Here is a 16,630-nt window from a genome sequence, read left to right as displayed (position 1 = left end):
GGTTCACGTTCGAATAGAAGCCGTATTCGCGCGCGTTCTGCATGTTCCAACTGGTCGGCGGCTGATCCGCGGTGAGCGAGATCTTCACGATCGACTTGATCGACTTGAAGCCATACTTCCACGGAACGACGAGCCGGATCGGAGCGCCGTTCTGATTGGGCATCTCCTCTCCATAGAGCCCCGTCGCGAGGATCGTCAGCGGATGCATCGCCTCGTCAAGGCGCAGCCCCTCGCGATAGGGCCAGTCGAGGATCGGGTACTTCTGTCCCGGCATCTCCTCGGGGCGCACCAGCGTTTCGAACGCCACGTATTTCGCACCCGGCTGCACGCCGACGCGGCCAAGGAGCGTCGCCAGCGGGAAGCCGATCCAGGGCACGACCATCGACCATGCCTCGACGCAGCGGAACCGATAGATTCGCTCCTCGAGCGTCACGCCTTTCAGGATATCGCCGAGGTCGTATTTGCCCGGCCTTTCGACCAGGCCGCCGATTTCCACGGCCCAGGGGTCCGTGGTCAGAGCACCCGCCCGCGCCGCCGGGTCGTCCTTTCCGGTGCCGAATTCGTAGTAATTGTTGTAGGTCGTGATTTCCTCGAAGGTATTCGGATCCTCGTCCGTCGAATATGCCGACTTCCTGTAGCTGAGCCGTGCAGCCGCAGGCCCCGCGAAGCCCAGCGCGGCCGCCCCGGCGATCAGCGCCCTGCGGTTCAGAAAAGTCGCCTTCGGCGTCACGTCCGACCAGGTGAGGTTGCTCTTGAATCGTTCTTTCATCGCGCGTCTCCGCTCCTGTTCCCCTTTGAGAACTCTACTTCCGGAAGCTGCTCGCACTCCAATGAAACACTCTCACGTCTCTGTTGGCAGATTGTAACGTTATCCGGGATTGACCCACGTCAAGGTTCCCCATTCCGTTTGGGCCAGAATGGCCCCAAGATTCAGCTGTCGGGCGGAGATGCCCGGAAAGGGAGGACTCATGTTCAGGAAACTCGCCCCCGCTGTCGCAGCGGGCTTTTTCGCCATCCCGGCCGCAGCCCAGGACCTGGCGACCTACACGGTCGAAGACAGCTTCGACAACGTCACGTTCGCCGTCGAGAGCGCGATCGTCGGGCAGGGCCTTGTGATCGACTACACCAGCCACGTCGGCGAGATGCTGGAACGCACCAAGGGAGACGTGGGCGGGACGAAGTCGATCTTCACCCAGGCCGACGTCTTCCTGTTCTGCTCGGCCACCGTCTCGCGCAGCGTGATGGAGGCCGACCCCATGAACATCCAGTACTGCCCCTACAGCATCTTCGTGATGGAAACGCCGGACAATCCGGGCACGATCACCGTGGGACACCGGACCTATCCCGAGGGCCCGATGAAAGAGGTCGAGGCGCTTCTCGACTCCATCGTTTCGGATGCGCTGTCGCTCGAATAGGGCTCACTGCGGCTCACGCCGGATCACGAGATCCTGACTGGAAAACAAGAGCCGCGCGGGCTTAGTCCGCGCGGCTTTCGCGTCAAGGCCCGCTTGCGACCGCCCGGCGGAATTCCCCGGTCATCCGGTTGGCCCGACGCGCCGTAGCTCTCCCGTTGCCAGTTGATTGGCACGATCAAGCGATCAAAAAGGGAGATTACGCTATGTTCCGCAGAACTTTTCTGGCGCTCACCGCCGCGACCGCGCTTTCGACGCCGGCTTTCGCGGACGGCCACATGAAAGACATCGTCGACACCGCGGTTGGGGCGGGCAGCTTCACCACGCTCGTTGCGGCGGTCGAGGCCGCGGGCCTCGTCGACACCCTGAAGGGCGAAGGTCCGTTCACGGTCTTCGCGCCGACTGACGACGCCTTCGCCGCCCTGCCCGAGGGCACGGTCGAAAACCTTCTGAAGCCCGAGAACAAGGACCAGCTGACCGCGATCCTCACCTACCACGTGGTTCCGGGGAAGGTGATGTCCACGGACCTCACCAACGGCATGGCTGCCGCCACCGTCGAGGGCGCCGAGGTCACGATCATGACCGAAGGCGGCGTGATGGTGAATGACGCCAATGTCACGACGGCCGACATCGAGGCGTCTAACGGCGTCATCCATGTCATCGACAAGGTGATCATGCCGCCGATGTAAGGCGGAACACAGACGGGGCGGGGTCCGTAACCCCCGCCCCTTTTTCATGACGGAACCAGAGGACATTCCAATGCAGAGACGCAAACTCTTCACCGCGCTTGGCGCCGCCAGCCTCACCGCACTCCTTGCCGCCTGCGCGCCGATGACGTCCGAGCCCGACATCGTCGACATCGCTTCGTCCAACGACGACTTCTCGACCCTCGTCGCCGCGCTCCAGGCCGCCGACCTCGTCGACACGCTGAAGGGCGATGGCCCCTTCACGGTCTTCGCCCCGACGAACGCCGCCTTCGCGGCGCTTCCGGCGGGCACGGTCGAAACGCTGCTTGAACCGGAAAACAAGGACCAGCTGACCGCCATCCTCACCTATCACGTCGTCCCGGGGGCGGTGACCTCAGACCAGCTCGCCGGCAAGCGCATGAACGTCGCGACCGTGCAGGGCCAGACCGTCCATATCGACGGCCGGCGTGGCGTGAAGGTGAACGATGCAAACGTCACCACCGCCGACATCATGGCGTCGAACGGGGTGATCCACGTCATCGACAAGGTGATCCTGCCGAAATGATAGCTTCGGCGCGGGGCGGGGTCCTTCCGCCGTCCCGCGCCAGGTCGAACGCGATTTCAGGCATCAGCTTTCAGACCAGACGGCCATCTCGTTTCCGCCGGGTTCTCGGAAATGAAACCTGCGGCCCCCGGGAAACGTGAAGATCGGGGCCGTGATCGTTCCACCAGCCTCCCGCACCTTCTTCTCGGCCGCTTCGAGGTCATCGGTCTTGAGGATGACGAGCGGGGCGCCCGGGGCGCGTGCGCCCGTCCCGTCGATCCCGCCATCGATCCCGGCGTCCGCGAAGGCCTGATATTCCGGGCCGTAGTCCACGAACCCCCAGCCGAAAGCCGAGGCGAGAAAGTCGCGCGTGGCTCCGATATCCGAGCTTGCCAGCTCCACGTAGTCGATCTTCATTGGCGCCTCCTTTGCTGCCTCCGTCTAGCGGGCTCCGCATGCGCCGCGCAAAGAAAAAGGGCGGCCCGGAAGGACCGCCCTCTCCCCTTCTCGCCCGCGCGCGCTCAGTGCACCACTGCGTCCTCGGGCTTCGGCCGGTTCGACCGCGAGACGCGTTCGCCCACGATCAGCCCCTCGGCGCCGGCGGTGATGGAGATCGTGTCGCCCTCCCTCACATCGCCCGCCAGCAGCATCTCCGCGAGCGGGTCCTGCAGGCTGCGCTGGATCACCCGCTTCAGCGGCCGCGCGCCGAAGACCGGGTCGTAGCCCTCGTCGGCGAGCCAGCTGCGCGCCGAGGGATCGAGGTCGAGCGTGATCTTCCGCCCCGCCAGCCGCTTCGCGAGCCGCTTGAGCTGGATCTCCACGATCCCGTCCATGTCCTCTCGCGTCAGCCGGTCGAAGATGATCATGTCGTCGAGCCGGTTCAGGAACTCGGGCCGGAAATGGGCGCGGACCGCGTCCATCACGTCGCGCCGCGCGTCGGCACTGTCGGAACCCTCCGGCAGCATCGACAGCGCCTGCGAACCGAGGTTCGAGGTCAGCACGATCAAGGTCTGCTTGAAGTCCACCGTGCGGCCCTGCCCGTCAGTCAGGACGCCGTCGTCAAGGACCTGCAGGAGCACGTTGAAAACCTCCGGATGCGCCTTCTCGACCTCGTCGAACAGCACGACCTGGTAGGGCCGGCGCCGCACCGCTTCGGTCAGGACGCCGCCTTCCTCATACCCGACGTAGCCCGGAGGAGCCCCGATGAGCCGCGCGACCGAGTGCTTTTCCATGAACTCCGACATGTCGATGCGAACCATCGCGCTGTCGTCGTCAAAGAGGTATTCGGCCAGCGCCTTCGTAAGCTCCGTCTTGCCGACGCCCGTCGGGCCGAGGAACAGGAACGAGCCAAGGGGCCGATTCTCGTCGTTGAGCCCTGCCCGCGCCCGGCGCACCGCGTTCGACACGGCCACGACCGCCTGCCGCTGACCGACGACACGCTTGCCAAGCTCCTCTTCCATCTTGAGAAGCTTCTCGCGCTCGCCCTCCAGCATCTTCGAGGTCGGAATGCCGGTCCAGCGTTCCACGACCTCGGCGATCTGCTCGGGGCGCACGGCCTCCTCGACCATCAGCGCGTCTTCCTGCGCCTCGGCCTCAGCCAGCTGCTTTTCAAGCTGCGGGATCACGCCGTAGGACAGTTCGCCCGCCCGCGCGAGGTTGCCTTCGCGCTTCGCGTGTTCCAGTTCGCTCCGCGCCTGGTCGAGCTGTTCCTTCAGCCCGCGCGCCGATTCGAGCTTGTCGCGTTCGGACTGCCACTTGGCCGTCATCTCGGCCGAGCGCTGTTGCAGGTCGGCGAGTTCCTTCTCGAGTTTCTCGAGCCGGTCCTTGGAAGCCGCGTCGTCTTCCTTCTTCAGCGCCTCCGCTTCGATCTGCTTTTGCAGGATCTCGCGGTCGAGGGCGTCAAGTTCCTCGGGCTTCGAGTCGACTTCCATGCGCAGGCGGCTCGCCGCTTCGTCCATCAGGTCGATCGCCTTGTCCGGCAGGAAGCGGTCGGTGATGTAGCGGTGCGACAGTGTCGCCGCCGCGACCAGCGCCGAATCCGAAATCCGCACGCCGTGGTGCAGTTCGTATTTCTCCTTGATGCCGCGCAGGATCGAAACGGTGTCCTCCACCGTCGGCTCCTCGACGAAGACCGGCTGGAAGCGACGGGCAAGGGCCGCGTCCTTCTCCACGTGCTTGCGGTATTCATCGAGCGTCGTCGCGCCCACGCAGTGCAGTTCGCCCCGTGCCAGCGCCGGCTTGAGAAGGTTCGAGGCGTCCATCGCGCCCTCCGCCTTCCCCGCGCCCACGAGGGTGTGCATCTCGTCGATGAACAGGATTATCTCGCCCGCCGCGGCGGTGATCTCGGACAGGATCGCCTTCAGGCGCTCCTCGAACTCGCCGCGGTATTTCGCGCCGGCGATCAAGGCACCCATGTCGAGCGCCAGAAGCTTCTTGTTCTTCAGGCTTTCGGGCACGTCGCCGTTCACGATGCGAAGCGCCAGGCCCTCCGCGATCGCGGTCTTGCCGACGCCGGGCTCGCCGATCAGCACCGGGTTGTTCTTGGTGCGCCGCGACAGCACCTGCATGGTGCGCCGGATCTCCTCGTCGCGGCCGATGATCGGGTCGATCTTGCCCTCTTCGGCCGCCTCGGTCAGGTCGCGTGCGTATTTCTTCAGCGCGTCGTAGCCTTCCTCGGCCGAGGCCGAATCCGCCGTGCGGCCCTTCCGGATATCGTTGACGGCGGCGTTGAGCTTCTGCGCGGTCACCGCGCCCGCTTCGAGGGCGTCCTTCGCGCGGGTGTTGACCACGGCCAGCGCGGTCAGGATGCGCTCCACCGGGACGAAGCTGTCGCCAGCCTTCTTGGCGATCTTCTCCGCCTCGTCGAGTACACGCACCAGCGACTGGTCGACATAGACCTGCCCGTCACCACCCGACACTTTCGGCACCTTCGCGACCGCGGCCTCAAGCGCTTCGCGCACACGATCCGGCGCGCCGCCCGCCCGGGAGATCAGATTGGCCGACAAGCCCTGTTCGTCATCCATGAGAGCCTTCAGAAGATGCTCGGGCAGAACGCGCTGATGTTCCTCCCGCATCGCGATGGTCTGAGCGGCCTGAAGGAACCCGCGCGACCGTTCCGTGAACTTCTCCATGTTCATCGGCTATCTCCTTTCGCAAAGCCCCCGGCATTCTGTCCGCCCGCCTTTGCGGCACGGCACCGTCCCCGGGTCCTGCGTTTTCACTTGGGGATTGGGGCGGCGACCTGCAAGGCGGTATCTCCCGAAATTCGTGCGCCTGATCTGCGGCTTAGGCATCGATCGGGAATACGGAAACTTTTCCTCAATATATCTGACGTCACATGCGGGGAACTCGGGAAGGAGCCGCCGTTGACCGAAAGCCCCGCCAACTGCCGCGAAGGCGGTTTCTGCGCGCCGGCCGGCATCCCGATCCAGGTTGCGGGTAGCTTGTTCCATCGCGGCAGCCCGCCCCCGTCCCGGCGAACAGGCCGGGGCGGGGCTCTCATCGCAGCACGGAAGGCTTGATCATGCGCATCCTATCCGCTCGCATCACCCGCGCCCGCCACCTTCGAACCGATGGCGCGGTCGAAGCGATGGTGACGCTGCTCGTTCTGCGCGACGACGGTGGCGAGCCCTACCTGACCGACCTGACCGCCGTTGTCCCCGACCGCGCGCCGGAAGGGGCGTCTCTGCGCGAACGCATTCTGGCCTCGGCCAAACTCGCCCATGCCGCCGGTCGCGGCCACATCCGCCCAAGGCCGCGCTCCGCCCGCCGGGTAGCCTGAACAGCCGGGTTGACCCCGCTGGCGCAAGGCGCGACAGAGGGGCCGAAGCCGCGCCAAGGGGCGCGCCAGCCCCGGGAGTGGCCCATGACCCAGACCGATGCCCGCCTCATTGTCGCGCTCGACGTACCCGATGCACATTCCGGCCTCGAACTCAGCCAGCGCCTCGGCGACGCGGTTTCGTTCTACAAGATCGGCCTCGGCATGCTGACCGGCGGCGGCCTGGCGCTGGCACGCGAACTGAAGGACGAGCACGGCAAGCGCGTGTTTCTGGACATGAAGCTTTTCGACATCGGCGCGACGGTCGAGGCGGCCGTCCGCGGCCTCTGCCGTTTCGATCTGGACCTTTTAACGGTTCACGGGGACCCGCACGTGGTCCGCGCCGCGAAGGAGGGCGCCGCCGGATCGGTGACGAAGATCCTCGCCGTTACGATCCTCACCTCTCTCGACCGCGCCGATCTCGACGCAGCACTGATCCGTCCCGGCGAAGTGCGCGACATCGTCGTGGAACGCGCGGCCCGGGCCTTCGCCGCGGGCGCCGACGGCGTCATCGCGAGCCCTGAGGAGGCGGCCCTGATCCGCGCCCTTCCGGAAGCGGAGGGCCGGCTGATCGTCACGCCCGGCGTCCGCCCCTCTGGCAGCGCCGCCAACGACCAGAAGCGCATCGCGACACCGGCGGAAGCGATCCGCGCCGGAGCGGACCACATCGTCGTCGGGCGCCCGGTCTGGAAAGCCCCGGACCCAGCTGCGGCAGCCCGAGCCATCCTCGAAGAGCTTTCAGGGATTCCTCGCCATTAAGAAGGCCGGGCGATCTTCTCTCGCAAGCGCCAACAGTCCGGACGACCCACGGCGGAAGGGCGGCCCTCGTCGAGTCGCGGCAGCGCCGGCGCTCAGGGTTCGTTGATATCGGTGTCCCAGACCTTGACCTGGCCCTTCCGCACGCCCGCGATGCGGCGGAGCAGGACCCATGCGATCAGCGAAGCTACAGCGAAGACGAGGATCAGGACCGGCAGCGAACCACCAAGCAAGCCCAGCCACAGCAGGATCCCGACGACGACCGCGCCAACGCCGAAGCCCAGAAGGACGAAGCCCGGCATGAAGACCTCGGCGATCCCCAGGACCGCCGCCGCCGTCAGCCAGACCCACCATTGCTGCCACAGCATCACGACCGCCCTTTCAGAAGCTTGAACGCATCGCCGAAGGCTTCGATCGCGGCGGCCGGCACGATGACCGTCTGCTTGCCCGCCCCCTGCCCGACCGCCGTCAGCGCCTCGACCTGTTTCAGGGCGACCTGGTACTGAGCCGCCTCGATGCCGTTTTCCTTGATGGCAGCCGCGATCGTCGTCGTCGCATACGCCTCCGCGTCCGCAAGCACCCGCCGCGCCTTCGCCTCCTGCTCGGCGGCATAGAGTTCCCCGTCGGCCTGAAGCTCCACCGCGCGCCGCTTGCCCTCGGCTTCGGTCACGAGCGCGCGCCGCGCCCGTTCGGCATTCAGCTGCTGGAGCATCGCCGCGCGCGTCGCCTCGTCCAGGTTGACGTCCAGGACCTCGGCCCGCGTCACCTCGATGCCCCAGTCATCGACCATCGCGGCCACCTGTTCGCGCACCTTCGCGATGAGGTCGGCGCGGTTCGACTGCACCTGGTCGAGTTCCATCTTGCCGATCTCGCTCCGCACGATCCCCGCCACGGTCGTCGCGATCGCGCCATCGACATCGCGGATCCGGTAGACGGTCTTTTCCGGCTCGATGATCCGGTAAAACACGCTCGTCTCCACCTTCACCAGCACGTTGTCCGAGGTGATGGCGTCCTGCAGCGCGTTCGGCAGCTGGCGTTCCAAGATCGAGATCTTGTGCGCCACCTTGTCGAGGAACGGCACGATGAAGTTGATCCCCGGCCCCAGCACCGCCCTGAGCCGCCCGAACCGCTCCACCACGTGCTTTTCCGACTGCGGCACGATCCTGACGCCCAGGAAGATGCAGATGATGATGAACAGCGCGACCGCGATCAGCACCGCGTTCCCACCCACCAGGTCCGTCAACAATTCATTCGCGTTCATCACGTTCCCCGAAAGTTCGTTCGCACCGGACTATGCCTCGCGGCCCTGTTCGTGAAAAGCCCTGGACGTGCTGCTCGTGGACGGCCCCAAACGCGGCGCCGTTCACGCGGCCGTCCCGGTTCAAGACACACCAGGTTTCCAAGGCGGCGGCCGAAACGCGCGGCGATGTCTTTGCACGAGGCATGACCTGTCTGCTGCCGGCCTTGACGGGCCAGTTCCGATCAGGCCGGGCGCTTGCGGAGTCCGCAACTAGCGCAACGCCCCTGAAACATCCACAAAAACAGGTGGTTGTGGAAATTCTCACGCGCGAAATCCCCGATTCCACGCAACTGCGCCAAGCCTTATACTGCGGCCATGCCCACGCTTTGCCGAGACTGCCTGACCACCTTCGACGCGGGGTCCCGCTGCCCCGCCTGCCGGTCTCCGCGCACGGTTTCGCACCCCGAGCTTCTGACGCTTTCCATTGCCCACATGGATTGCGACGCCTTCTACGCCTCTGTCGAGAAGCGCGACGACCCGAGCCTCCGCGATCGTCCGGTGATCGTCGGCGGCGCTCGGCGCGGCGTCGTCTCCACCGCCTGCTACCTCGCCCGCATCAAGGGCGTCCGCTCCGCCATGCCGATGTTCCAGGCCCTGAAGCTCTGTCCCGAGGCCGTCGTCATAAAGCCTCGCGGCTCGCACTACGCCGAGGTCTCCCGCCATATCCGCGCGCTGATGGACGAACTCACTCCTGCGGTCGAGCCACTCTCGCTCGACGAGGCGTTCCTCGACCTCACCGGAACCGAGCGGCTCCACCATGCGCGGCCGGCCGTGCTTCTCGCGCGCCTTGCCCGGCGGATGGAGACCGAACTGGGCCTGACCGCCTCGATCGGACTTTCGCACAACAAGTTTCTCGCGAAGATCGCGTCGGACCTGGACAAGCCGCGCGGATTCTCCGTCATCGGCCGGGCCGATACAGCCACCTTCCTCAAGGGCAAACCCGTCCGCCTGATCTGGGGCGTCGGTGCCGCCACCCAGGCCGCGCTGGAGGGCGCCGGAATCCGGACCTTCGACGACCTCCTGCGCTGGGACCGCAAGGACCTCGGCCATCGCTTCGGAGCGATGGGCGACCGGCTCTACCACCTCGCCCGCGGCGAGGATCGCCGCCGCGTCTCGGCGCACGAGCCGATCAAGTCGATATCGAACGAGACGACCTTTGACGAAGACATATCCGACCGCGACCTTCTCGACGGTCACCTCTGGCGCCTGTCGGAGAAGGTGACCGACCGCGCCAAGGCCCGTGGCCTCGCGGGGCGCACGGTCACGCTTAAACTTCGTCGGGCGAATTTCGCGATCCTCACCCGCCGGGAAACGCTGCGCGAGCCGACGCAGATGGCGGGCACGCTCTACCGGGCGGCGCGCGAGCTTCTGGATCACGTGACGGAACCGGGGCCTTTCCGCCTGATCGGCGTCGGCCTGTCGGACATCGTGCCCGAGGCGGAAGCGGACCTGACCGGCGACCTTCTCGACCCCGGCGCGGCCAAGCGCGCCCGCGCTGAACGCGCGGCGGACCGGATACGGGCGCGGTTCGGCTCGGACGCGATCGTTAAGGGGCGATCACTGAGATAGCCACGCGAGCGGCATCCGGTGTCGGAGTGATTCGGGTCTGCGGCGCCTCGCACCCGGAACGGCGGAGGCCCCTACTCCGCGGCGAGCCGCAACTCGCCCCTGCCGATCTCGACGATCTCGGCGATGACCTGAGCCATCAGGCGTCGGAAGGCCGGGAACTGGCCGTTCGGCCGGATCAGCGCCTCGTTCATGTAGAGCGACCGGTCGATCTCGATCTGAACCGCGTGGCGGCGCTGCGACGGCCTGCCATAAGTCTGGGTCACGTAGGCCCCGGCAAAGGGGGCGTTGCGCGCAACGAGCAGCCCCGCGGCGGCGAAGGCGGCCTCGATTCGGTCCACGATCGCGGAACCGGCCGAGGCGCCGAACCTGTCACCGAGCACGATCTCCGGCCGCCGCCCGTCCATCGGCGCGATCGCCTCTAGCGACTCGTGGGGCATGGAGTGAACGTCGATCAGGATCGCCTCTCCAAACATTGCCACGGATTCGCTGACGAGGTTGCACAGGCAGGCATGATAGGGCTTCCAGACGCCTTCGATCCGGGCGTCGGCCTCCGCGAGCGAGATCTTTCCGCGATAGATTGCCCGGCCGCCAGCCACGACACGGGGAATGACCCCGAGGCCGGAACTGACACGCGGATTGTGCCCGTTCGGGCGGACGCCTTCGATGACGGCGGGGTCCAGTTCCTCCGCCGCGCGATTGAGGTCGATGTAGGCGCGCGGCGCATTTGCCACGAGCAATGGCGCGCCAAGCTCCGTCGCAGGCTTCAGGAGCGTGTCGATGAAGGCATCTTCCGAAGATCGGATCGTTCGCCGGTCGAGAACGCTGCGTGCAAGAAATTCGGCCGGATAGTCCCGCCCGCTATGGGGCGAGGCGAAGATCACGCTGGTCAGGCGTTCTTCGGGCAAGCTCAGATGATAGGGCGCGTCGGCCATGAAAGCTCCGTATTCCACTGAAAATATACTCGGAATGCGTGCCGTGCCAAAAGCCCTTGAAAGGCGCTTCGACTCCTTTTATAGACCCCGGGACCGACGCGGTTCCGACCGCGTTCATGCGAGTGAACGCGACGGGATCATCGGGACGTGGGCGGTTAGCTCAGCGGTAGAGCACTACGTTGACATCGTAGTGGCCACTGGTTCGATCCCAGTACCGCCCACCATCACCGCCCCTCGCGGTAAGAACCCGAGGGGCTTCGTTGTTTTCAAGGCGCTCGGCGCGCCGCGAATGGGAGAAGACCGATGAAGGTCCGCAACTCGCTCCGCTCGCTCAAGAGCCGGCACCGGGATTGCCAGATCGTGCGCCGCAAGGGCCGCATCTACGTGATCAACAAGACGCAGAAGCGCTACAAGGCCCGTCAGGGCTGAGCTGCTGCCGAAAGGTTGCCGAACGGGCCGCGCCGGGAAACCGCCGCGGCCCTTTCCTTTTCCGCAACCTCAGTCGCCGAAGCGGATGATCCCACCGGACAGCAGCTGCACGACCGTTTCCTGGTCGAGATACCCGGTCGCATTAAGCCCGCGCGACCGCTGGAAACGGCGGATGGCGCGGCGGGTGTCGTCGTCGAACACGCCGTCCACCCTGCCGGGCTTCAGCCCCAGCTGGTCGAGCCTGAGCTCCGCCATGTTCTTCGCCACCGCCGGAAGATTCAGCGCCGCTTCGGCCGCAGCCGCCTTTTCGCGTTCGCTCGCACCGCTCTGCTCCTCGATCAGTGCCGCGATCTGCTCGCGCGCTTCATCGGCGAAGGCGCCGTCCGGGAAGGCCGCGAGGTAGTCGCGGTAGCCCGCGACCGTGTTCATTGCCACCGCCCGGTCCCAGGCCGCGCGTTCCTGCGCCGCCGCCGTCTGCCGGCGATTCTCCTCGATCACGTCGAGGCGGTCCTGCGCGAGATCGGCGAAGAGCCCGTCCGGATAGCGTTTCAGATAGGCCCTGAGGCCGGCCTCGTCGCCCGCAGCCCCGGTCTGTGACCAGTAGAGGCGATCCTGCCTCTCCTCTTCAGCCCGCCGCGCCGCCGCCTCGGCCTCGAGTTCGGCGGCCTTTTTCCCGGCCTGAGCGGACAGTTGGAGGATCTGGTCGCGGGTCAGGAAGCCCGTCGCATCGAATCCATTGGCCTTCTGCCAGTTCGTGATCGCCGTGCGCGAGCCGCGTCCGAAGATGCCGTCGATGCCTCGCGGATCGAACCCCATGAGGCTCAGGTTGCGCTGGACCTCGCGGCGCTGATCGCGGGTGAGGCGGAGCGCGTTCTCCACTTCTTCCGCGAGCCGCGCGGGCTCCGCCTTCAGCCGGGCGATCTCCGCCCGTGCCGTGGGGGCGAACAGGCCGCTCGGATAGCGTGCGAGGTAGGCCTCGTAGGAGGCGACCGTTCCCATCCCGCGCGTCACCTGCCAGAAGGCGCGTTCCGCCGACGTCGTATCGGCCTCGCCCGCCTCCGTGGCTGGCATGGGCAGGAACGAGGAAAGGGCGCCAAGGTAACCCCGCGCGTCGAGGTCCGGCCGGCCGGTGGCCAGCGCGGAGAGGCTGAACCCCGGCTTTGGCAGGTCCTCCGCCGCGAAGGCCGCGATCTCTTCGGCGTCACCGGACAGGACCGTAACGCCCTGCGGGATATCAAGACCCCCGATCCCGGGCGCGAGCCCCGTTCCCAAGGTGATTCGCGCCTGATCGGAGCCAAGAAGGACAATCGCGCCACCGGGTGCGCCCGAGGCGATTTCCAGCACGGTCGAAAGCGGCAGGCCCATGCCGTCGGCCGAAGCGAGGTCGGGCGCGCGCGCATCGGTCCCGAGGAACCAGGTGCCGCGCTCGGATTTCACGAAATGGCCTGCAAGCAGGATCACGATCCGCTCCGCCGCGTCGCGGTCGACGATCAGTTCGGCCAGCGCTTCGCGCATCCCCTCGGCTGACATGTCGGCACCCACGACGACGGAGAAACCGGCGTCCTTCAAGGGCTCGTCGGCGGCGAGCGCGTCCTCCGCCCCGTCGATGTCGGCTGCGAAGCGGTAATCCGCATTCGCGAGGATGAGTGCGCGGTTGTCGGCCATGGCCGGCCCCGCGGCGGCGACGAGCGCGATTGCGAGCGTTGCGCGGAATGTCATGGCGGCTCCTCCCTGTCTCGGGCGGAGCCTATTCGTAACTCCGCCGGTCTTCGATCACCTTGCCGTCATTGGGCAGTGATCCGGGCGGGACAAGCTCGACCCGCCCCTTGAGCTTCAGCGTATCGGTGATGGAGCCTTCGAACAACGAGGGGTTGTCGGCTTCCGTTTCCACCTGGACGGTCATCACGTCCATCTCGCCCTCGCGGTCGGCGATGACCCGCGCACGGACCACGTCGGCGTGCTTCGCCACGAAGGCCGCGACCTGCTCGGGCCGCACGAACATGCCCTTGATCTTGGTCGTCTGGTCGGCGCGGCCCATCCAGCCCTTGATCCGCATGTTGGTCCGCCCGCAGGGGCTTTCCCCCGGCATCACCGCCGAGAGGTCGCCAGTCGCGAAGCGGATCAGCGGGTAATCGGGGTTGAGCGTCGTCACCAGGACCTCGCCCACCTCGCCGGGCGGGACAGGGTCGCCCGTGCCGGGGCGGACGATCTCTACGATCACGCCCTCGTCCACGATCATGCCTTCCTGGGCTTCGCTTTCGTAGGCGATGTTGCCAAGGTCGGCGGTCGCGTAGTTCTGCAGGCAGAGGATGCCCCGGTCCGCGTATTCCTGCCGGAGCGACGGGAACAGCGCCCCGCCGCCGACGGCGGCGCGGGTGATCTTCAGCCGTTCGCCCATCTCTTCGGCCTTGTCGAGGATCACCTTGAGGTAATCCGGCGTGCCGGAATAGGCCGTCGTCCCGACGTCCACGGCCGCCTGGACCTGAAGCTCTGTCTGGCCCGTCCCGGCGGGAAGGACGGCGGCGCCCACGGCCCGCGCGCCGGACTCGAAGATCATCCCCGCGGGCGTCAGGTGATAGCCGAAGCAGTTCTGCACGATGTCGCCCTGCCCGATGCCGCAGGCATGCAGGAAACGTCCGATCCGCCACCAGTCGCCCGAGCGCATCCCCGGTTCGTAGATCGGACCAGGACTTTGAAAGATGTGTTCGAAATCCGCGGCGCCCTTCGTGGTGAAGCCGCCGAAGGGCGGGTAGTCCTTCTGCGCGCGGCCAAGTTCCGACTTGCGTATCACCGGCAGGCTGGCGAGCACGGCGGCGCTGGTGATCGCCTGCGGGTCCACGTCACGCAGTATCCCGGCGACCGCTGGCGCACGCTCGATCGCGCGGGCAATCTGTGCGGGCAACTCGCGCGCGAGGTCGGCGGCGCGTTCATCCGCGCTGCGGGTTTCCAGGGCGTCGAAATGCGTCACGGTCATTTCCTCCTCACGCCAGCCAGCGCTTGCGGCGGCGGTAGCTGCGCACGTCGCGGAAGCTCTTGCGCCCCTCGTCCGACATGCCGAGGTAGAATTCCTTCACGTCCGGGTTCTCGCGCAGTTCCGCCGCCGGGCCGTCCATGACGACACGCCCGGATTCGAGGATGTAGCCGTAGTGCGCGTAACGCAGCGCGACATTGGTGTTCTGCTCGGCCAGGAGGAAGGTCACGCCCTCCTTCTCGTTCACCGATTTGACGATCTCGAAGATCTGTTCGACGAGCTGCGGCGCAAGGCCCATCGAGGGTTCGTCCAGCAGGATCGTCTCCGGCCGCGACATCAGCGCCCGGCCGATCGCACACATCTGCTGTTCGCCGCCCGAGGTGTAGCCGGCCTGGCTCTTCCGGCGCTCCTTTAGGCGCGGGAAGTAGGTGTAGACCATCTCGAGGTCGCGGGCGATCTCGGCCGCCCCGTCGTGGCGGGTGTAAGCGCCGGTCAGCAGGTTTTCCTCGACGGTAAGGTGCTCGAAGCAGTGGCGCCCCTCCATCACCTGGATGACGCCCTTCTTCACGAGGTCCGAAGGGTTGAGGTCCTGCACCCGTTCGCCGCGATAGACGATCGAGCCCTTGGTAACCTCGCCCCGCTCCGATCTCAGGAGGTTGGAGACTGCCTTGAGCGTCGTCGTCTTGCCCGCGCCGTTGCCGCCGAGAAGCGCGGTGATCCCGCCTTTCGGCACGGAAAGGCTCACGCCCTTCAGCACGAGGATGACGTGGTTGTAGATCACCTCGATGTTGTTCACTTCGAGAAGGGTCTCTTCCGTCCGTCCAGCGTCGAGCATTTCGGTCTCCCGGGACCAGTTCGTTTCAGGTTGCCCCGGCCCGGATCGTCCGGGCCGGGGCGTCGGAGCGTCAGTTGCAGCGCTCGGCGATGTTGTTTTCCGCCGCGTAGGCCGCCGAATCCTCGGCGATCAGCGGATCGAGCACCTCGGCGTCGGCCTCGATGTAATCCGAGACGTTCATCCAGGCGCCGGCGGCGGCGTCCCACTGCTGGATCATCGCCGAACCCGGGCCGCCGTGATCTTCGCAGGTCGACTTGATCGGCTGTGCGAAGCCCGGCAGGCCAAGTTCGGTCAGACGCTCTTCGGTCAGTTCGAGCGCTTCGAGACCCTCGCGCATCTCGGCCGCGGTGATCGCCGAATTGCCGGAGATCTCCTGCGCCTTCCGCGCCGCCTCGGTCAGCACCATCGCGGCATACATCCCGCGGGAATAGAGCACGGTGCCGGCGTTCGAACCGTCGCCGGCGGCCTTGCCCGCGTCGAGGACGTATTTCTTGAGGTCTTCGTAGACGGGGTAGTCCATGCCGGAACCGTGGAACGCGATGGCCTTGTAGCCGTTCGCGCCGTCGCCGGCGGGCTTCACGTCGTTCTCAGAGCCCGACCACCAGATGCCGATGAAGTTTTCCATCGGGTAGCGGATGTTCACCGCTTCCTGGATCGCCACGGCGTTCATCACGCCCCAGCCCCACATCAGCACGTTGTCCGGACGGTCGCGGCGGATCTGCAGCCACTGGCTCTTCTGCTCCTGGCCGGGATGGTCGACCGGGAGTTCGATGAGCTCGAATCCGTGCTTCTTGGACAGTTCCTGAAGCGTGCGGATCGGCTCCTTGCCGTAGGCCGAGTTGTGGTAGACGAGCGCGATCTTCTTGCCCGACAGGTCGCCGCCGTTCTGGTCGAGCAGGTACTTGATCGCGACCGAGGCGCCGTCCCAGTAGTTGGCCGGGTAGTTGAACACCCACTCGAAGACCTTGCCGTTCGCGGCCGAGGTGCGGCCATAACCCGGCGTGTAGAGCGGGATACCGTCCTGCGAGACTTTGGGGATCAGCTGGTAGGTGATGCCGGTCGACAGCGGGTTGTAGGCGAGCGAGCCCATGCCCTTCGTCGACTCGTAGCACTCGACACCCTTCTCGGTGTTGTAGGCCGTCTCGCATTCGGGCACCTGGATCATCTCGCCGCCCACGCCGCCATCACGCTCGTTCAGCAGCGTCATGTAGTCGGCGAAGCCGTCGGCGTAGGGAATGCCGTTCGGCGCGTAGGGTCCCGTGCGGTAGGACAGCGAGGGGAACACGAGGTCCGCCGCCGCCGGGCTGGCCGCGGCGATCGCTGCCGCGACGATGGTTGCGAAAGTCTTCTTCATTCCTGGTTTCCTCCCAAGGTTTGAG

The 16,630-nt window shown here is 66.3% G+C and carries 17 protein-coding genes and 1 tRNA gene (1 of these 18 only partly in view); 8 read left to right on the top strand and 10 right to left on the bottom strand.

What is annotated here, in order from left to right:
• Positions 1 to 769, bottom strand: partial view of a protein-methionine-sulfoxide reductase catalytic subunit MsrP gene (msrP, locus tag ABCN56_RS10310; RefSeq protein WP_343080717.1) — the 5' portion only. Its footprint begins 149 nt before the window's first position; the window shows 769 of its 918 coding nt (coding positions 1-769); the start codon lies at positions 767 to 769; its stop codon lies beyond the left edge, outside the window.
• A 199-nt stretch (positions 770 to 968) separates the two neighbouring features.
• Here msrP and ABCN56_RS10305 point away from each other — a divergent pair, with 199 nt between their 5' ends.
• The 3 genes from ABCN56_RS10305 to ABCN56_RS10295 all read left to right on the top strand — a co-directional run bounded on the left by ABCN56_RS10305 (position 969) and on the right by ABCN56_RS10295 (position 2,663).
• The gene (locus tag ABCN56_RS10305; protein ID WP_343080716.1) at positions 969 to 1,415 is read left to right on the top strand and encodes a DUF302 domain-containing protein; all 447 of its coding nucleotides are present in this window, start codon (positions 969 to 971) and stop codon (positions 1,413 to 1,415) included.
• A gap of 203 nt (positions 1,416 to 1,618) precedes the next feature.
• Positions 1,619 to 2,101 (top strand): fasciclin domain-containing protein, encoded by a 483-nt coding sequence (locus ABCN56_RS10300; RefSeq protein ID WP_343080715.1) that lies wholly within the window; start codon positions 1,619 to 1,621, stop codon positions 2,099 to 2,101.
• A 70-nt stretch (positions 2,102 to 2,171) separates the two neighbouring features.
• Positions 2,172 to 2,663 carry a fasciclin domain-containing protein gene (locus ABCN56_RS10295; protein ID WP_343080714.1) on the top strand — a complete coding sequence of 164 codons (492 nt, stop codon included), beginning with the start codon at positions 2,172 to 2,174 and terminating at the stop codon, positions 2,661 to 2,663.
• A gap of 63 nt (positions 2,664 to 2,726) precedes the next feature.
• Here ABCN56_RS10295 and ABCN56_RS10290 read toward each other — a convergent pair whose 3' ends face one another.
• Both ABCN56_RS10290 and clpB read right to left on the bottom strand, forming a co-directional pair.
• Positions 2,727 to 3,059, bottom strand: a complete 333-nt coding sequence (locus tag ABCN56_RS10290) for a VOC family protein (RefSeq protein ID WP_343080713.1) — start codon at positions 3,057 to 3,059, stop codon at positions 2,727 to 2,729.
• A gap of 104 nt (positions 3,060 to 3,163) precedes the next feature.
• Complete coding sequence (gene clpB, locus ABCN56_RS10285) at positions 3,164 to 5,779, bottom strand: ATP-dependent chaperone ClpB (protein ID WP_343080712.1); 2,616 nt, start codon at positions 5,777 to 5,779, stop codon at positions 3,164 to 3,166.
• A 386-nt stretch (positions 5,780 to 6,165) separates the two neighbouring features.
• On the opposite strand from clpB, the gene ABCN56_RS10280 reads away from it, so the two are divergent.
• On the top strand, positions 6,166 to 6,423 hold the full coding sequence (locus ABCN56_RS10280) for a hypothetical protein (RefSeq protein WP_343080711.1): 258 nt from the start codon (positions 6,166 to 6,168) through the stop codon (positions 6,421 to 6,423).
• A gap of 84 nt (positions 6,424 to 6,507) precedes the next feature.
• On the top strand, positions 6,508 to 7,218 hold the full coding sequence (pyrF, locus tag ABCN56_RS10275) for an orotidine-5'-phosphate decarboxylase (RefSeq protein WP_343080710.1): 711 nt from the start codon (positions 6,508 to 6,510) through the stop codon (positions 7,216 to 7,218).
• A gap of 92 nt (positions 7,219 to 7,310) precedes the next feature.
• On the opposite strand, the gene ABCN56_RS10270 is transcribed toward pyrF, so the two are convergent.
• Together ABCN56_RS10270 and ABCN56_RS10265 are read right to left on the bottom strand one after the other, a co-directional pair.
• Positions 7,311 to 7,583 carry an NfeD family protein gene (locus ABCN56_RS10270; RefSeq protein ID WP_343080709.1) on the bottom strand — a complete coding sequence of 91 codons (273 nt, stop codon included), beginning with the start codon at positions 7,581 to 7,583 and terminating at the stop codon, positions 7,311 to 7,313.
• Positions 7,583 to 8,476, bottom strand: a complete 894-nt coding sequence (locus ABCN56_RS10265; RefSeq protein ID WP_343080708.1) for an SPFH domain-containing protein — start codon at positions 8,474 to 8,476, stop codon at positions 7,583 to 7,585. The genes ABCN56_RS10270 and ABCN56_RS10265 overlap by 1 nt, the downstream gene beginning before the upstream one ends.
• A gap of 354 nt (positions 8,477 to 8,830) precedes the next feature.
• Between ABCN56_RS10265 and ABCN56_RS10260 the strand changes: the two genes are divergently transcribed.
• The gene (locus ABCN56_RS10260) at positions 8,831 to 10,084 is read left to right on the top strand and encodes a DNA polymerase IV (RefSeq protein ID WP_343080707.1); all 1,254 of its coding nucleotides are present in this window, start codon (positions 8,831 to 8,833) and stop codon (positions 10,082 to 10,084) included.
• Between the two features lie 71 nt (positions 10,085 to 10,155).
• Here ABCN56_RS10260 and ABCN56_RS10255 read toward each other — a convergent pair whose 3' ends face one another.
• Entirely contained in the window at positions 10,156 to 11,016 is an 861-nt protein-coding gene (locus ABCN56_RS10255) for an N-formylglutamate amidohydrolase (protein ID WP_343080706.1), read from the bottom strand.
• Between the two features lie 149 nt (positions 11,017 to 11,165).
• On the opposite strand from ABCN56_RS10255, the gene ABCN56_RS10250 reads away from it, so the two are divergent.
• Both ABCN56_RS10250 and ykgO read left to right on the top strand, forming a co-directional pair.
• Positions 11,166 to 11,240, top strand: a tRNA-Val gene (locus tag ABCN56_RS10250).
• A gap of 79 nt (positions 11,241 to 11,319) precedes the next feature.
• Positions 11,320 to 11,445, top strand: a complete 126-nt coding sequence (gene ykgO / locus ABCN56_RS10245; RefSeq protein ID WP_343080705.1) for a type B 50S ribosomal protein L36 — start codon at positions 11,320 to 11,322, stop codon at positions 11,443 to 11,445.
• Positions 11,446 to 11,514: 69 nt separating this feature from the next.
• Here ykgO and ABCN56_RS10240 read toward each other — a convergent pair whose 3' ends face one another.
• From ABCN56_RS10240 to ABCN56_RS10225, 4 genes are all read right to left on the bottom strand, one after another.
• Entirely contained in the window at positions 11,515 to 13,164 is a 1,650-nt protein-coding gene (locus ABCN56_RS10240; protein WP_343080704.1) for a peptidoglycan-binding domain-containing protein, read from the bottom strand.
• A gap of 28 nt (positions 13,165 to 13,192) precedes the next feature.
• Positions 13,193 to 14,413 (bottom strand): phenylacetate--CoA ligase family protein, encoded by a 1,221-nt coding sequence (locus ABCN56_RS10235; protein WP_343081473.1) that lies wholly within the window; start codon positions 14,411 to 14,413, stop codon positions 13,193 to 13,195.
• A 13-nt stretch (positions 14,414 to 14,426) separates the two neighbouring features.
• On the bottom strand, positions 14,427 to 15,251 hold the full coding sequence (locus tag ABCN56_RS10230) for an ABC transporter ATP-binding protein (RefSeq protein WP_343080703.1): 825 nt from the start codon (positions 15,249 to 15,251) through the stop codon (positions 14,427 to 14,429).
• A gap of 70 nt (positions 15,252 to 15,321) precedes the next feature.
• Positions 15,322 to 16,605 (bottom strand): ABC transporter substrate-binding protein, encoded by a 1,284-nt coding sequence (locus ABCN56_RS10225; RefSeq protein WP_343080702.1) that lies wholly within the window; start codon positions 16,603 to 16,605, stop codon positions 15,322 to 15,324.
• Positions 16,606 to 16,630 lie beyond the last annotated feature (25 nt).

It is taken from the genome of Ostreiculturibacter nitratireducens (assembly GCF_032670585.1).
GTDB classification, from domain to species: domain Bacteria; phylum Pseudomonadota; class Alphaproteobacteria; order Rhodobacterales; family Rhodobacteraceae; genus Ostreiculturibacter; species Ostreiculturibacter nitratireducens.
The sequence above is the reverse complement of the archived record's forward strand: the minus strand, read 5'-3'. Positions and strand labels throughout refer to the sequence as shown.

Bases quoted from the DNA above. Each gene is read 5' to 3' on its own strand.
- ABCN56_RS10280 (WP_343080711.1), top strand. From the start codon at position 6,166: ATGCGCATCCTATCCGCTCGCATCACCCGCGCCCGCCACCTTCGAACC.
- ABCN56_RS10230 (WP_343080703.1), bottom strand. From the start codon at position 15,251: ATGCTCGACGCTGGACGGACGGAAGAGACCCTTCTCGAAGTGAACAAC.
- ABCN56_RS10270 (WP_343080709.1), bottom strand. From the start codon at position 7,583: ATGCTGTGGCAGCAATGGTGGGTCTGGCTGACGGCGGCGGCGGTCCTG.
- clpB (WP_343080712.1), bottom strand. From the start codon at position 5,779: ATGAACATGGAGAAGTTCACGGAACGGTCGCGCGGGTTCCTTCAGGCC.
- ABCN56_RS10255 (WP_343080706.1), bottom strand. From the start codon at position 11,016: ATGGCCGACGCGCCCTATCATCTGAGCTTGCCCGAAGAACGCCTGACC.
- pyrF (WP_343080710.1), top strand. From the start codon at position 6,508: ATGACCCAGACCGATGCCCGCCTCATTGTCGCGCTCGACGTACCCGAT.
- ABCN56_RS10305 (WP_343080716.1), top strand. From the start codon at position 969: ATGTTCAGGAAACTCGCCCCCGCTGTCGCAGCGGGCTTTTTCGCCATC.
- ABCN56_RS10225 (WP_343080702.1), bottom strand. From the start codon at position 16,605: ATGAAGAAGACTTTCGCAACCATCGTCGCGGCAGCGATCGCCGCGGCC.
- ABCN56_RS10240 (WP_343080704.1), bottom strand. From the start codon at position 13,164: ATGACATTCCGCGCAACGCTCGCAATCGCGCTCGTCGCCGCCGCGGGG.
- ABCN56_RS10295 (WP_343080714.1), top strand. From the start codon at position 2,172: ATGCAGAGACGCAAACTCTTCACCGCGCTTGGCGCCGCCAGCCTCACC.
- ABCN56_RS10260 (WP_343080707.1), top strand. From the start codon at position 8,831: ATGCCCACGCTTTGCCGAGACTGCCTGACCACCTTCGACGCGGGGTCC.
- ykgO (WP_343080705.1), top strand. From the start codon at position 11,320: ATGAAGGTCCGCAACTCGCTCCGCTCGCTCAAGAGCCGGCACCGGGAT.
- ABCN56_RS10300 (WP_343080715.1), top strand. From the start codon at position 1,619: ATGTTCCGCAGAACTTTTCTGGCGCTCACCGCCGCGACCGCGCTTTCG.
- ABCN56_RS10265 (WP_343080708.1), bottom strand. From the start codon at position 8,476: ATGAACGCGAATGAATTGTTGACGGACCTGGTGGGTGGGAACGCGGTG.
- ABCN56_RS10290 (WP_343080713.1), bottom strand. From the start codon at position 3,059: ATGAAGATCGACTACGTGGAGCTGGCAAGCTCGGATATCGGAGCCACG.